Source organism: Haladaptatus sp. T7 (genome assembly GCF_026008575.1).
Classification (GTDB): domain Archaea; phylum Halobacteriota; class Halobacteria; order Halobacteriales; family Haladaptataceae; genus Haladaptatus; species Haladaptatus paucihalophilus.
Genome location: NZ_BROP01000001.1, coordinates 614,061 through 628,349, shown reverse-complemented (window position 1 = coordinate 628,349; position 14,289 = coordinate 614,061). Strand labels below are relative to the sequence as shown.

Here is a 14,289-nt window from a genome sequence, read left to right as displayed (position 1 = left end):
CGGGGACGCCCGTCAGTAGCCCACCCGCGAAAGCGTCCGGTCGAGTTCCGGCAGGTACTCGTCCCCGAAGTGGTAGACGTGTGAGAGCAACGGATAGACCACGTACACGTCGCGGCGCGAGTCGAACCCGGAATCGATGCCGCGGATGTCGTCGTAGCGTTCGAAGAAGGCATCGCCGACGGTCCCCGTCCAATCCACGTACGCGAGTTCGATTTCCGCGTGGGCGTAGTACGTCGCCGGGTCGAGGAAGGCGCGGAGTTCCCCGTCGGCCGCGAGGAGGTTCGTCGTCCACACGTCGCCGTGTATCAACGAGGGTGCCTCGGGTTCGACCAGCAGCGACTCGAGGTCGGCGGCGAGCGCTTCGACCCGCTCGAACGCGGACTCCGGCAGTGCACCGGTCTCGCGGGCGACGGACGCGGCGTGAACGAGTCGCCGGTCGCGGTAGAAATCGACCCACGAATCGGTCCACGGATTCGGCTGTCGGAGCGACCCCGTGAGCGTGTCGCATTCGAAACCGTAGGCCGGTGCGGTTTTCTCGTGGAGGGCGGCGAGGTGCGCCGCGACGTCCCGTTCGATTTCGGGGGTGATGGTCGAGTCGCCCTCGACGTACTCCAGCACGAGGAGGTCGTCCGCCCCGTATAAAACGTCGGGAACGGGAAGGCCGTGGTCGGCGAGGTGGGACAGCATGGTCGCTTCGACGGCGAGCGACGTCTCGCTCGTCTTGACGACGAGCGGCGCTCGGGAGTCCAACTCGACGCGATGCACGGTGCCGATTTCTCCCCCGTCGAGTTCGCGGATGTCGGTCGGCCGTTCGTCGATGACCGTCGAGAGGCGGGACACGAGTTCGTCCATCGATTCGGATACACCCTGACGCGCGGTAAAACGCCGTTGTTTCGCCCCGCCGCGGGCGACAGGGCGACGATACCCTAGTTATTCGGAGCTTCGAGCGTTACTTCGTAGCATGGTCTACACGTGGCAGTACTACGACCTCGTGCTGGGTGGCATCCTCGCCAGCATGGTCTTCGGCGTGAGTATCGGCTATCTGACCGCCGTTTCCCTGTCGCTGTCCGTCATCGGTGCCGGGTTCGTCGCCGTCGCCATAATCGGCCACGGGCTGTTCGTGAACGGTCCGGTGGACGAACCGAGCGACTTGACGAACGAAGTCGAGACGCTGAACTGAGGGAGAATTGAGTCAGTCCGTCAGTAGACGGCGTTTCGGATGTCCTCGTCCAAATCGTCGAACGTCGAGAGGTGCACCCGACGCTCGGTCCGGAGTCGTTCCAGTTCGGACTCGTAGTCGGAAACGTTGTCCGCGACGGCGAACTCCTCGATGTCGATGCCGGGGACGGAACTCGGGACCGTGAGACCCGTCGCCTCGTCGTCCGTCCACTCGACCGTTCCGCGGGCGATTTCGCGGAGGAGGGTCACCGACTCCGTGACGCCGATGTCCTTGCCGCCGAGGTGACCGGTGTTGAGGATGTAACACTCGACGCCGAGGTCGTCGATGAGCTCGCGGAAGCGGTTGCCCTCCTCGCCTTTCGACCCGACGATGAAGGGGTTGGTGCCGACGACGCGGATGGACTCTCCGGCTTTCGACGGGTCGCCCGCGCTGGTTTCGATGGATTCGCCGAGCATGAACGCCACCGCGGCCTCCTCCGGCGTGAGCTTCGAGACCGGCGGCATCGTCGGATTGCGCGTGATGAAAAACAGTTGGTCGACCCTATCGAGGTCGATGTCGTCGCCCGACGATTCGAGCTGGTCGCGGCGGATGACGGCGCGTCCGTTGGACGTGTGGCAGTCGCTGTCGAAATCGACGGTCCCGTCCTCCTCCACGTCCACGTTTTCGAGGACCGCGGATTCGTGGGTTACCGCGTCGTACATCGCGGGCTGTTCCTCCTCGTCCAGTCCGATAGTCTTGACGTAGAGACCGTGCCCCTCGCTTCCGGCGACGCTTCCGTCGGGGAGCAGCGCGCACACGTCGTCCTGTAGCATCGTCGCCGATTCGGGGTCGTCCAGCCAGAGGCCGTGGGCGGTCAGCGTGGATTTTCCGGTCGCCGACAGGCCGAGGAACACCTGTCCGACGTCACGAAGCTCGTCGTCTTCGTCCTGTAACGTGACCCGCTTGCTTCCCGCGTGCAGTCCGAGCCCGCCCTTCTTCTTGGCGTGGAACATGAACAGCCGGAGGAAGGACTTCTTCGCCTCGCCGGTGTAGTCGCTGCCGAGTACGGCGGTCATCCCCTCCTCGGGGCGAATGCGGACGGCGATTTCGTCCCAGTCGGGTACCTGCACCGTGACGAAATCGGGTTCGCCCGGTCCATCGACCGGTTCGAAGAGGTTCGCCCACGCGAGGGCGATTCGACCGTACTTCGTCGGAATGTAGAGTCGGCATCGGTAGGAGTGGTCGGCGTGTCGGCCCATCATACGGTCGACGCACAGCATCTCGTGTTCTCGGGCGTACGTCACCGCATCCTCGATGTGCGCGAAGTCGTCCGCGTCGAACTCCTCGTCCACCGCGTTCTTCGTCTTGTCGGCGTTGCGCGACCGCTCGCGGCTGACGTAGGACGCGGAGCCGAACTCGGCCGTCGTCTCCAGCTCCCGAGAGAATTCGCGGAGCTGTTCCAAGGACGGATTGTATCGTACGTTATCGGCCTCGGTCGGATCGGGGAGGGTCGACTTCAGGGATTGGACTGACTGCCCAGTGTCTGACATCGTGCTTGAACGCCCCATCCCGAGACGTATAATTATGCACGGTTTACGGCCGCCTTAGTGCCCTCATAACCCCGATATCGGCGGAATTGTGATTTCGGACGCGAGTAAATAATCCGCGTTTCGACGGTCGGACGACCCGGAGAGAGGTCGGGGAACGACGAGCCACGGACGCGATTCGTTCGGAATGATGTCGCCCGTGACACGCGGTATCGAGCGACACCTACCACTTAACCGTGTCCGCCACATATTCCACCTGTGAGTGAAGAAACAGGGCGTCGGAATCTCCGAATGCCAAACAACGACGAGATGTTCGCGGTCGTCACCCAGCACAACGGTGGCAACCACGTACAGCTCCGATGTAACGACGGAAAGGAACGAATGGGCCGCATTCCCGGTCGCATGAAATACCGAACGTGGATCGAAGAGGGCGACATCGTGCTCATCGAGCCGTGGGACTGGCAGGACGAAAAGGCCAACATCGAGTGGCGCTACACGAGTCAGGACGCGGACCAACTCCGTCGCGAAGGCCACATTCAATGACGCCTTCGGCGAACTGAAGCGGACTTCTCACCGGTCAATTCCGGGACACAGGATTTTCCAGCGGTCGCTGTTTTCGTGCGAGGGTGCGATTCTGCGCACTCGGGGACCCATCGGACACGCTCGTCTCGGCCATGCCGATGACGTCAGGGCTTTAACGACTCGGTACGATTGTGGGCATGATGAGCAAGATTCGTCCCGACGAACTGGACGAGCGACTCGACGCCAACGACGCGCCGTTCGTTCTCGATATTCGACCGCGAAAGGCGTTTCAGTCGGACCATATCGACGGGAGCCGCAACGTCCCTGTGTACGACGAGCTTCGCGCGGGTAACGAGGACGCACTTCGCGGCCGTCTTGGTAAAATCCCACAAGACAGACCCGTCATCACGGTCTGTAAGATGGGCGTCGTCGCCACGCGCGCGACCAGCGTCCTCGACGACGAGGGGTACGACGCCACGACGCTCGCGGGCGGCATGAGCGGGTGGCGCGGCTATCGAAACGGGTCGCTCGGCTACCGACTTCGGTCGCTGCTCTGGCGACTGTTCTGACCGTCGAATCCGATTCGAGAATGCGTTTTCTTCCCGTGAACGTACCGTCAGAGCCATCGCTCTCGGAGAGCGAGTGCATTGAAAGAAACGAAAGTGCGCCCTGTCGCCGTGTGGCGACGGTGCGAAAATTCGAGTTTACTGTCGAACGACGTTCTTCGCGCGCGGACCCTTGGGGGCCTGCTCGATGTCGAATTCGATTTCGGTACCTTCCGTGAGATCCTCGCCGCCAACGTCTTCCATGTGGAAGAAAACGTCCTCGTCCGCGTCGTCCGTCTCTATGAAACCGTAGCCGCCTGTGTCGTTGAAGAAATCAACTTTACCGTTTGCCATTACGATTATACACAGTCCCACGACACGGTTAAGGGTTCCGCATTCGTTTTCAAAAATCACGTTTTTTTAGACGAATTCAGTTTCTAGCCACCGGTATCTGGTCATCCGGACACGAATGGTGGGTTATTCGTGGATATGGTGACCGATTCGTCACAAGGAGCGCCGACTTCCGTGGTATCCACATAATCGTCACGCTCCCATGGATGGGTCGCTTTCTCTCGATAGCAACTCACCGCACGCGTCTCACGAGGAGCGCCACGAGAACGGCGACGACGGCGAGGCCCGCGAACAGCCAACCGTTGGGACCGCCGCCCGTCTGCCGCGTGGTGCCTGCATCGAACGCCTTCTCGGTCGTTCCGGGCGTCGCCCGCAACGTCGCCGTCGAGGTTTCCTTCGTCGTCCCGATGTCGGTGGTCGTCGTTTGAGACGTCTCCCGGTTCTCGTCGGCCGCCCTGGAGAAGGCGACGGTCCCGGCCGATACGTCGTCGATGGCGATGCCGTAAGTTCCGGGGCGGTCGCGCGTCACGTCGAACGTGACCGTTACCGTCTCCCCGGCCGGAATAGTGACGGTTCGAGCGGCCAGCGTCGTCCCGTTGGCCGTCACGGCGAGCGAGTCGTTCGCCAACCAGTTCCCTCGATTCGTGATCGTCGCGGACGCCGTGACGGGAGCGCCGACCGCGGCGGACGGTTTCGAGAGGCTCGCACCCGTCACCGAGAGCAGGTCCGCGTCCCGAAGTCCGACCGCGAACACCGACAGGCCGGGGGAGTCGGCCCGCAAGACGTACTCGCCGCCGTCTCTGCCGACCACGCTGGTGTCGAGGGCGTTCCACCTGCCGCCGTGGTACCGGTAGACCACCGCCTCGGTGGCGTCCATACCGGTCTCCTCGAAGCGGCGGGTGTCGATTCGGAATGTGAGTCCCGCGCCGTCGATGTCGGCGTCGCGGACCGAGTGGTCGACCTCGACGAACCCGACCGCGTGGCCGCCGAAGTCGGACGCGTCGCCGAGCCGGGCGGCGGAGGCGTTGACGGTCAGACTGTAGTCCATCGGCCGCTCGACGGTGAGGTTCAACCGGCTGAGGTTCACGCCGTTCGAGCCGGTCTCGTTGCCGAACGCCACGCCGACCCGCTGGTTCGCATCGGCGTTTCTCACGGAGACGTTCGTCGTCTCGTTCGTCCCGCGCGTGACATCCACGGAGAGTTTCGGGTCGTGCGCGTCGGCGTCGGTTCCCGTGGAATCGGACCCGGAACCGGTTCCGGGGCTACTGCCGTTTCCGCCGCCATCGTTTCCGCTTCCGCCGCTCCCATCACTTCCATTTCCGCCGCTCCCACCGCCGCCCCCATCGCCGCCACCGGTCCCGTTTCCTCCCGTTCCGGTTCGTGTCGTGTTGATGGTGACGCTGGCGACTTCTCCCGACGACCCGTCGTTGCCCGCGTCGTCGAGCGCTTGGTCGAGCGTCGCCGTGTAGGTACCGTCCACGCTGCCGTTGTAGGTCGCGGTGTACGACGTCCCGTTTTCGGTGAAGTCGGGCAACGTCAACGTGGCGTTCTCCGCACCGCCGATGGTGACGGTGGCGGCCGAAAGGTGGTCGGAGCTATCGAAGCCGACGACAACACGCCTGTCGGCTGGGTTGGTGGCCACGAAGTTCGAGATGGTCGGCGGGCGCGCCTGCAACGTCACGGAATCCGTCTGTCCCGCCGTTCCCTCGTTGTCCGCGGTATCCGCGAACCCGATGAGCGTCACGTCGTACTGACCGTCCGAACTCCCGTCGTAGGACGCGGTGTACGTCGTTCCGTTCTCGGCGAAGTCCGCGAGCGTCAGGGTCTCGTTTTCCGCGCCGGAGATGGCGACGTCGAGGGACGAGAGTTGCTCCAAGCTCTCGATTCGAACCCGAATTTCGTTCCCGGCGGGGTTCGTCGCGTTGACCGTCGAGACGCTCGGCGGTGTGGCGTCCACCGTGACGGTCCCAGATTCGCCGGACGCACCGTCGTTGCCCGCGTCGTCGAGCGCTTGGTCGAGCGTCGCCGTGTAGGTTCCGTCCACGGTGCCAGTGTACGTGACGACGTAGGTCCCGCCGTTCGCCGACGGATTGCTCCGGGTCAGCGTGGCCGTTTCGGCACCGGAGACGGTGACGCGGACCGCCGAGAGCCGTTCCGAGCTATCGAAGCGCAGGCGCACCTCTTGGCGCGTCGGATTCGAGACGGAGACGTTCGAAATCGTCGGCGGCGTCGTGTCGATGCCGATGCCGTCCGTCTCGCCGGACGCACCGTCGTTGCCCGCGCCGTCCGCCGCCGCGTTCAGCGTCGCGGTGTAGTTCCCGTCGGCCCCCGAACGGTACGTCGCGGTGTACGTGGTGCCGGACCGCGAGAAGTCCGCGAGCGTCAGCGTCGCGCTCTCCGCGCCGGAGATGGCGACGTCGAGCGTCCCGAGGGGTTCGTCGCTGTCGAACGCGACCGTCAGGTTTCGCCCGTCGGGGTTGGTCAACCGGAAGTTGGACAACGACGGCGTGGTGGTATCGACGTCGGCGCTCTCGGACTGGCCGGTCGAACCGTCGTTGCCCGCCGCGTCCGCCGCCGCGTTCAGCGTGGCGGTGTAGTTCCCGTCGCTCGACCCCGCGTAGGTCGCCGCGTAGGTGTACGTCCCGCTTCCGTTGGCCGTCTCGGTGAAATCCGCCCTCGTCAGCGTCCCCGACTCGCTCCCCGAGACCGCCGCGGAGATAGTCATCAACCGCTCGTCGGCGTCGAAGGAGACGGTAACGTCCTGCCCGGCGGGGTTCGTTACGGTGTAGTTTCCGACCGTCGGTGCGGTCGAGTCGATGGCGAACGTCGCGTCGCTCGCGTCGCTGCCGACGTTGCCGCTCGTGTCAGTCGCGCTGACGCGAACCGATACGGACCCGGAATCGACGGCGGGTATCGTCCAGTCTTCGGTTCCGTCATTCGCCGTGTCGGACCGGACTGTCGTCCAGTTTCCGCCGCCGTCGGTGCTGTACGCGATGGAAACCGTGTCGACGCTCACGGAATCCGTCGCGGTCCACTCGATGGGTATCGTCTCCCCGCCGCGGACGGTCGCCCCGCCGTCGGGTGCCGAGAGGGTCACCGCTGGTGCCGTGTCGTCGACGAGCACGGTTTCCGTTTGGCCGGTCGCGCCGTCGCTCCGCCCGTCGTCGGCGGTGACCAACTCGAACGTGTAGTCCCCGTCGGTCCCCCCGGTGTACGTCGCCGCGTAGGTGTACCCCCCGTTACCGTCCGGGGTCGCGGTGACGTCGCTCGTCGTGAGCGTGTCGTTCTCCGCGCCGCTCACCGCGACCGCCACCGTGTCGAGTTGGTCCGTCGAATCGAACGACACGTCGACGTCCATGCCTCCGGCCTTCGTCGCCGCGAAACCGCTGATGTAGGGCGGCACGTCCACGCCGAACGCGTACCCGGTCGTTCCCTCGTTCCCGACCGTATCGTTCGCCGAGACGTTCACGGTGACGGTGCCGTTCGGCAGCGTCGGAACCCCCGTCCCCGTCGGGTCGATGGTGAGCGTCCCGCCGCCGAAGGACACGCCGTCCGTGGCGGTACCACCGCTGAACAGTTGTCCGCTCGCGTTGCTGAGCGTCACCCGGATGCTCCCCTCGTCCACGTTCGTCGTCGCGTCGGCGATATCGACGTGAATCGCCGTCCGGTTGTCCGTCACCGTTCCGGTCGGAGCGGGGTTGGCGAACGTCGGTGCCGTCGTATCGACGCCGAACGAGAACACGGTCGCGTTCCCGTTGCCCGCCGTGTCGTTTGCCGAGACGGTGACGTTCACGCCGCCGTCGGCCAACGTGATACCGGCCGTCGCCGGGTCGATGGTGAGCGTCCCGCCGCCGAAGGACACGCCGCCGTGGGCCGTTCCGACGGCGGCGAGCTTCGTTCCGCTCGCGTCGTCCACCGTGACGCGAATCGAACCGCCATCGACGCTTCCGGTCGCGTCCGCGATATCGACGGAGAGCACGGACTCGTTGTCGGTGACGGTCGCACCCTCGGGCGTCGGATTCCCGAACGTCGGGGGCGTCGTGTCCACGGTCACGCCGTCGGACTGCCCCGTCGCCCCGTCGTTGCCCGCCGCGTCCCGCGCCGCGTTCAGCGTGGCCGTGTAGGACCCGTCGCCGCCGCTCGAATACGTCGCGGTGTACTCGTACGGACCGCTCCCGGATTCGGTGAACGACCCCAGCGTCGTCGTCCCCGACGGAGTATCGAGAGCGACGGACGCCGCGTCGAGGGATTCGCTGGCGTTGAACGACACCGCGACCGTCCCGCCGCCGGTGTGCGTCACGCCGAACCCGGTTATCGTCGGCGTCTCCGTATCGACCGAGAACGGGTGGGTCGCCGCCACGAGTCCGTTGCCGATGCTGTCCGCCGCACCGGACACCGTGACGTTCCCCGTCGTCGTCTCGTCGTCGTCCGCGATGGTGACCGTCCCCGTCCACGTCGTGTCGCTGTCGAACCCGCCGCTGACGGCGTACGTTCGATTGAGCCCCGTGACTTTCACCGTCGGTGAGACGCTCCGATTCATCGCCTCGTCGAACGTGACCGTCACCGTCCGTGCGGTTCCGGCGTCCGCGTCGGTGATTTCGCCGTCACCGATGGTTATCGACGACGCGCTCGGCCGTTTCGTGTCCTTCGTCACCGTCGTCGGGGCGGCGTACCCCTCCGTGTTGGCATACCCGCCGTCGAGCGCCAGCGCGGTTGCCGTAATCTCGCCGTCGTCCAGCGAAGACACGTCGATTCCGGTGACGGTCACCGTCTCGGTTCCGGGCGTGATGCTCCGGTTCGAAACGACCGTCGTCGTCCCGTCCGTCACCTCGACGCTCACTTCGTCGGCCTGTGAATTGGTAACGAGGTTCACCGTGACGTTGTAGTCGGTTCGGTTGCTCCGCGTGACGTTGCCCGCGGCGGTCGAATCGGGCTTCGCCGGTCCCGTGCTATCGACCTGAAACGTGTTCGACCCGTCGAGGGTCATCACGTTCCCCACCGTGTCGGTGGCGTTCGATACCGCGATGTTCGCCGTCCGCTGTTCGTCGTCGTCCGCGATGGTGACCGTCCCCGTCCACGTCGTGGCGTCGTCGAACCCCCCGCTGACGGCGTAGGTCCGGTTGAGGTTCGTGATTTCGACCGTCGGGGAGATGCTCTGGTTCAGGGCCTCGTCGAACGCGACGGTCACGGTCTGCTGGGTCCCGGTATCGTACGTCCCGATCGGCGCGTTCGAGATGCTGGCGTCGATCACTCCCGGGAGGCCGGTGTCCTTCGTCACGCTCGCCAGTCCCGGCGCGGCGTTCGAATTCCCGCCGTAGTCGGTGAACGTCGCACCTATCGAAATCGACCCCTCGGGGAGGCCGGACGCGTCGAGGTTGCCGAACGTGACCGTCTCGCCGCTCGAATCGGCGTCGGATTCGGCCGCGACCGTCGTGCTGTTCGTCACCGCTCCGCCGTCGAGCGACAGTTGTACCGTTCCTGCCTCGTGGTCGTCCGGCAGCGTCACCGAGACGGTGTAATCGCCCTGATTGCTCGCGTTGATGTCGGACGCCGACGCGCCGGTCGGCGCGTTCGGTCCCACCGTATCCCGCAACGATTTCGCCGCCGTCACCGCGGCGTTCCCGTACGGGTCGTACACGCGACTCGCATTCGGGGCGATGGTGTCGTTCCCGAGGTCGGTCGCCGAAACGGCGGCGTCGAACGTCACCGTCGCCGTGTCCGACCCGGCCGTGTGACTCACCGAACTGATGCTCGTCGCGCCACCCCCGTTGCCGTCCGTGAACTGCAGGTCGCCCGCGGTGAGCGCGTTGCCGCCCTCATCGACGACGCTCTCGTTGAACGTGAGCACCGCGGTGGTGCTCCCGACTTCCGTCTCGATACTCTGTAGCCCTGGCGGAACCGTATCGACGGTAACGCTGTCCGTCAGCGCCGACGCCGACTGGTTGGTCGCGGCGTCGTTGCCGATGTCGTCCGTGGCCTGCGTGATTTGTGCCGTGTAGTTACCGTCGTGATTGGTTGCGACGGTGGTGGCGTAGGTGTAGGTGCCACTGTTGTTCATCCCGGTGAAGTCACTGAGATTGAGAGTTGTCGATTCCTGCCCGCCGATGTTGATCGACGTGTGGTTCAACTGCTCGTTCGTCGTGAAGGAGAATTCGAGCGTTTGGCCCGACGGGTTCGTGAGGTTCACGTCAGAGACCCATGGAGGGCTGCCGTCGATGGTAATCTGGGTGTGTTGACCTGGTGTCAAATCGTCGCCAGAATCGAGCGTGCTATCGGAGAAAGTGTTCCCGTCGATGGCGTACACTCGATATGTCCCATTCAAACCATTGGTTTTCGAACCGGGAAAATCCCTGTCGAACGACGATGTACTAACCGAGACGTTCACGTACGGTTCGCCCGTCGTGTAGTTTCCATCCCCGTTTTTGTCGATGACGACATACAGATAATCGCTATTGGTGTCGTGATGTCCAAAGTAGTGGAATGTATTCCCCGGAGTGATCTCCTGATCCCCCGAATTGATCCCAACAAAATCGACAGTTGCACTTCCCGTCTTCGAGAACGGGATGACGCCGATAACGACCGACAGCAGCAACACCGTTACCAAAAGGACCGCACGAGTACGACCGTTGTTTCGTGTCATGGTTGTGAATGAAGTTCCCTGACCCAATTATCAGATTCGATACTAAAGATTCGTTCACACGCTGAAGTCAGTACAGGTACAAATCAGTTGGGGTATTCAGTCGGTCGAATCGCCACCACAAATGTCAATAGTTGATTGTGACTTGCGGGCGGTTTCGAACTGCTCCCGTTGCCGCCAACGGGGTGGTCGAAGATATCGGGAACGTATGCGGTTTCTCTATCCTCTCTCCTATTGCCGCGAGTCGTACTCCTGATAGATGACGTGCCCGCACGCTTTACAGTGCGACGCATCCGGGTCGTGGTAGGAGAGACCACACTGGGGGCACGTGACGTTGACTTTCTCCCTGTGCGCCCATTCTCGAACTATCTTCCCGGCCTGCCACGGGACGAGGATGATAGCGGCGAGCACGCCAGCCACCGTCACCCACCGGCCCATCCAGGTGAGCGGAATTATGTCGCCGAACCCGACGGTCGTGAGGGTTACGACCGTGTAGTAGAACGCGTCACCGAAGTTGTTCACGGCGGGATTCACCCGGTACTCGACGCTGAAGAACAGGCCTGCGGAGACGAAGAAGATGACCAACACCGTCAGCAGGAGTTTCATGGTCCGGAGGGTACCGACCGACACGGTTCCGAAGAAGAACTCCTCGTCCTGCGTAAAGCGGTAGAATCGAAGCACCCGAACGACGCGAATGACCCGGAGGAACCCGATATTGATGATGATCACGGGAATAGGCAGGAACAACACGGCCATCGTTGGGAGCACCGATAGCAAATCGACCATCGTATACGGGTTCGTGAACTCCGCGAGGCGGTTCTGGGCACCGTACAGCCTGAGGACGTACTCCACCACGAACACGAGTGCGATGCCGACTTCGAATCGCCACAGCCACGCCTCCGTCGTCGCCGAAACGGAGTACGTTTGTGCGACGAAGACGCCGACGAACAGCAGGTTCAACACCAGTAGCCAGATATCGATCGCCTTCCCGAGCGGCGTTCGGTGGTCTACGAGGTAAAACTGCACCCGCTCTCGAAAATCGCGTGGTGCTCGTAGCGCTCCGTGACTCCCCATACAATGGAATACAGAGCGGGAGATAAAGAATAGCACCGACCAGTCGCTGGGTTTCCGGGGACAGGTGGGGAGCGTCAGGTGCCTTAGTCATCGAAGCATCCTACTGATTTCCCGGGAAGGACGGAAACGGATTTTCGAGACGGGTTCCCTTCCGGTAATTGGTCGGCCTCGGCACTCATAGGGTTCGTCATAACCGGCCGCCACGCCGGTTCGGAACGCCGTTCTCGTCATCGGCCATCCGGCGATAGGGACACCGGGGAAAAGAGCGTTTCCGTCGCCCTTCATCGGGTTGCGGGTGCCCCGTCCGTTCTCGGGAGCCGGGAATTACTGTCAGTGTACAAGGCCGCGGAGGTCGAATATAGCCGCATGCACGCAGACGAATCCGGGTCGGAACACGCCGTTTCCGAGTCGGGGCGAACCGAACGGGTCTGGATGGTCGAACGGACGTTCTCGGCGGATTCGCCGCACATCTTGGTGACGGTCTACGCGACGCCGGACGGTGCTCGCTACCTGCAGAAGGAACGGGCGTTCAATCGGTTCGGAACCGCGCCGGGACCGGAAGTGACGGCGGCAATCACGGTCGAATCGGAGCGTTTGACGCCCGTCACCGACGCCGAAACCAGTGATCGGTACGCGAAGGAAGCGGAGCGCATGCGCGAGCGCCACGACCCGGACGACGCGGTGTAACCGGCACTTCTCGAACGAAACTGTCAGGAATAGAGTCGCTACGAAACCGCTTTTCTTCTCCCGTCCCTCTCTTCAACTATGGCAGACGTTCTCCCCGACGACGCCGAAGCGTGCCTCGCGGAGGAATCCGTGATGGCGCACCTCGCAACGTGTTCCGACGACAGACCGCACGTCGCGCCGGTCTGGTACCACTACGACGACGGAACGGTCTCGATTCTCACCGGCGGTCGGAAACTGGCGAACATCCGTGAGAACCCGCACGTCGCGGTTTCGGTCCAGCAGGACACCGCCGGACGGGCGGAGTGGAAGGTCACGATGCAGGGAACGGCGATGGTCGTCGAGGACGAGGAGGAGACGCTCAAAGCCGCCGAGCGAATCAACCCGCGATACGGTGCGGACGCGGACGCTTACCCCGAGAACACGCTCGTGAAAATCGAAGTCGGGTCGGGGACGTTTACCCGCTACTGATTTTCGATTACTCTACTCGATTCGCTCCCGCGCGGCGGCGACGACCAGCGGAAGCGTGATGGTCGCGTCGGCGTAGACGGAGACGTTTCGGGCGGCCTTTTCGAGTTTGCCCCACGAGCGCGCTTCGTCCAGCGTGGCACCGGAGAGGCCGCCGGTCTGTGGCGGATCCATCGTCAACTGGACGGCGTAGTCGTAGGCCTTGGGCGAGACGAGCATCGTCTGAAGGACGTAGTTTTTGGGCACGCCGCCGCCGACCACCATCGCGCCGGAAGTCTCTGCCTCGAACGCGAGGTCCGTGAGGTGGGTCATGTCTTTCAGCGCGTCCAGTTGGAAATCGGAGGTCTGGGAGTACATCCACGCCTGCAAGCCGAGAACTGAATCCTGCACTGCCGGACAGTAGATGGGAACGTCGTTCTCGTAGGCCGCGGCGGCGATTCCGGCGTCTTCCTCGATTCCCTCCCGTTCGTTTACGTCGCTGTTCGCGCGGCCGAGTTCCTCGACCATGCGCTGGATGGTGACCGTCTCCTCGATGTTCGGGAACACTTCAGAGCGGAGGTGGGACTCGAACAGCGCGAAGTGCTCTTGTGGAAGATAGACGTTGTAGATTCGGTCCACTTCCTCGTCGCGCAGTTGCTCGTCGTGTTCGCGCATGGATTTGTCGTCCTGCTCATCTCTTCCGTGGTGGTGCTTTCCCCCGATGCCCTCGATGGCGTCGTGGGTGAGGTTCGCGCCCGTCGTCACCAGCGCGTCGATGTGCCCGTCGCGGATGAGGTCTGCGACGATTTTGCGCATGCCGGTCGGCACCATCGCGCCCGCGAGGCCGAAGAAGTTGGTCACGTCGTCGGAGAGCATGTCGGCGTAGATGTCCACGGCCTTGTGGAGGTTCGCGGCACCGACACCCGCGGCCCCGTACTCGTCGGCCAGTTCGCCGACGGTCATGCCCGCACGCACTTCCGCGTGGGCTATCGGGTCGTGGTGAAACTCCTCGCGGTGGACGTGATGTTCGCCGTGGTCGTCTCCGTCGCCGTGGTCGTCGTTCATACTCCACAGTGTCGGCTACAGGCGATTCAATGTCCCGGTTAGAAACTGTGTTGCCGACTGCCACGAGGGCGCGCGTGGCGCGAGGTCAGCGGCCAGCGGCGCTTCGATTAGCCGTAACCGAAGTTCGGCTATCGGGGCCGGTCGGCGGCGGCCCGTGTCCGGCGAGACCGGAACGTGACCTCGATGGTTCCGGCGGTCCTCTCGGGCCGTAGAAACCCGCAGGACACGTCCGTTTCCTCGTCGCCACCCCTTTTAATA

At 63.7% G+C, this 14,289-nt stretch carries 11 protein-coding genes; 5 read left to right on the top strand and 6 right to left on the bottom strand.

Annotated features, from left to right (window positions below; all coding sequences use genetic code 11):
- Positions 1-12 precede the first annotated feature (12 nt).
- Entirely contained in the window at positions 13-852 is an 840-nt protein-coding gene (locus tag OPC11_RS03440; RefSeq protein WP_264781019.1) for a fructosamine kinase family protein, read from the bottom strand.
- Between the two features lie 109 nt (positions 853-961).
- Between OPC11_RS03440 and OPC11_RS03435 the strand changes: the two genes are divergently transcribed.
- Positions 962-1,180 carry a hypothetical protein gene (locus OPC11_RS03435; RefSeq protein ID WP_007977954.1) on the top strand — a complete coding sequence of 73 codons (219 nt, stop codon included), beginning with the start codon at positions 962-964 and terminating at the stop codon, positions 1,178-1,180.
- A gap of 20 nt (positions 1,181-1,200) precedes the next feature.
- Here OPC11_RS03435 and OPC11_RS03430 read toward each other — a convergent pair whose 3' ends face one another.
- On the bottom strand, positions 1,201-2,709 hold the full coding sequence (locus OPC11_RS03430; RefSeq protein WP_264781018.1) for a phosphoenolpyruvate carboxykinase (ATP): 1,509 nt from the start codon (positions 2,707-2,709) through the stop codon (positions 1,201-1,203).
- 255 nt (positions 2,710-2,964) lie between these two features.
- Here OPC11_RS03430 and eif1A point away from each other — a divergent pair, with 255 nt between their 5' ends.
- Positions 2,965-3,249, top strand: coding sequence for a translation initiation factor eIF-1A (gene eif1A / locus OPC11_RS03425; protein WP_007977950.1), 285 nt, complete (start codon positions 2,965-2,967; stop codon positions 3,247-3,249).
- A gap of 179 nt (positions 3,250-3,428) precedes the next feature.
- Positions 3,429-3,797 (top strand): rhodanese-like domain-containing protein, encoded by a 369-nt coding sequence (locus OPC11_RS03420; RefSeq protein ID WP_026177765.1) that lies wholly within the window; start codon positions 3,429-3,431, stop codon positions 3,795-3,797.
- A 135-nt stretch (positions 3,798-3,932) separates the two neighbouring features.
- Here OPC11_RS03420 and OPC11_RS03415 read toward each other — a convergent pair whose 3' ends face one another.
- The 3 genes from OPC11_RS03415 to OPC11_RS03405 form a co-directional block, all read right to left on the bottom strand.
- Positions 3,933-4,127 carry a cold shock domain-containing protein gene (locus OPC11_RS03415; protein WP_007977946.1) on the bottom strand — a complete coding sequence of 65 codons (195 nt, stop codon included), beginning with the start codon at positions 4,125-4,127 and terminating at the stop codon, positions 3,933-3,935.
- A 229-nt stretch (positions 4,128-4,356) separates the two neighbouring features.
- Positions 4,357-10,428, bottom strand: coding sequence for a PGF-pre-PGF domain-containing protein (locus OPC11_RS03410; protein ID WP_264781017.1), 6,072 nt, complete (start codon positions 10,426-10,428; stop codon positions 4,357-4,359).
- A gap of 564 nt (positions 10,429-10,992) precedes the next feature.
- Positions 10,993-11,787 (bottom strand): potassium channel family protein, encoded by a 795-nt coding sequence (locus OPC11_RS03405; protein WP_264781016.1) that lies wholly within the window; start codon positions 11,785-11,787, stop codon positions 10,993-10,995.
- Between the two features lie 414 nt (positions 11,788-12,201).
- Here OPC11_RS03405 and OPC11_RS03400 point away from each other — a divergent pair, with 414 nt between their 5' ends.
- A complete protein-coding gene (locus tag OPC11_RS03400) occupies positions 12,202-12,522 on the top strand; it encodes a hypothetical protein (protein ID WP_264781015.1) in 321 nt (106 codons plus the stop codon).
- A gap of 78 nt (positions 12,523-12,600) precedes the next feature.
- Positions 12,601-12,990 carry a pyridoxamine 5'-phosphate oxidase family protein gene (locus OPC11_RS03395; protein ID WP_264781014.1) on the top strand — a complete coding sequence of 130 codons (390 nt, stop codon included), beginning with the start codon at positions 12,601-12,603 and terminating at the stop codon, positions 12,988-12,990.
- 12 nt (positions 12,991-13,002) lie between these two features.
- Here the strand turns inward: OPC11_RS03395 and OPC11_RS03390 are convergent, their stop codons facing one another.
- Positions 13,003-14,031: a deoxyhypusine synthase gene (locus OPC11_RS03390; protein WP_264781013.1), complete on the bottom strand. Its 1,029-nt coding sequence runs from the start codon at positions 14,029-14,031 to the stop codon at positions 13,003-13,005.
- Between the last annotated feature and the right edge of the window lie 258 nt (positions 14,032-14,289).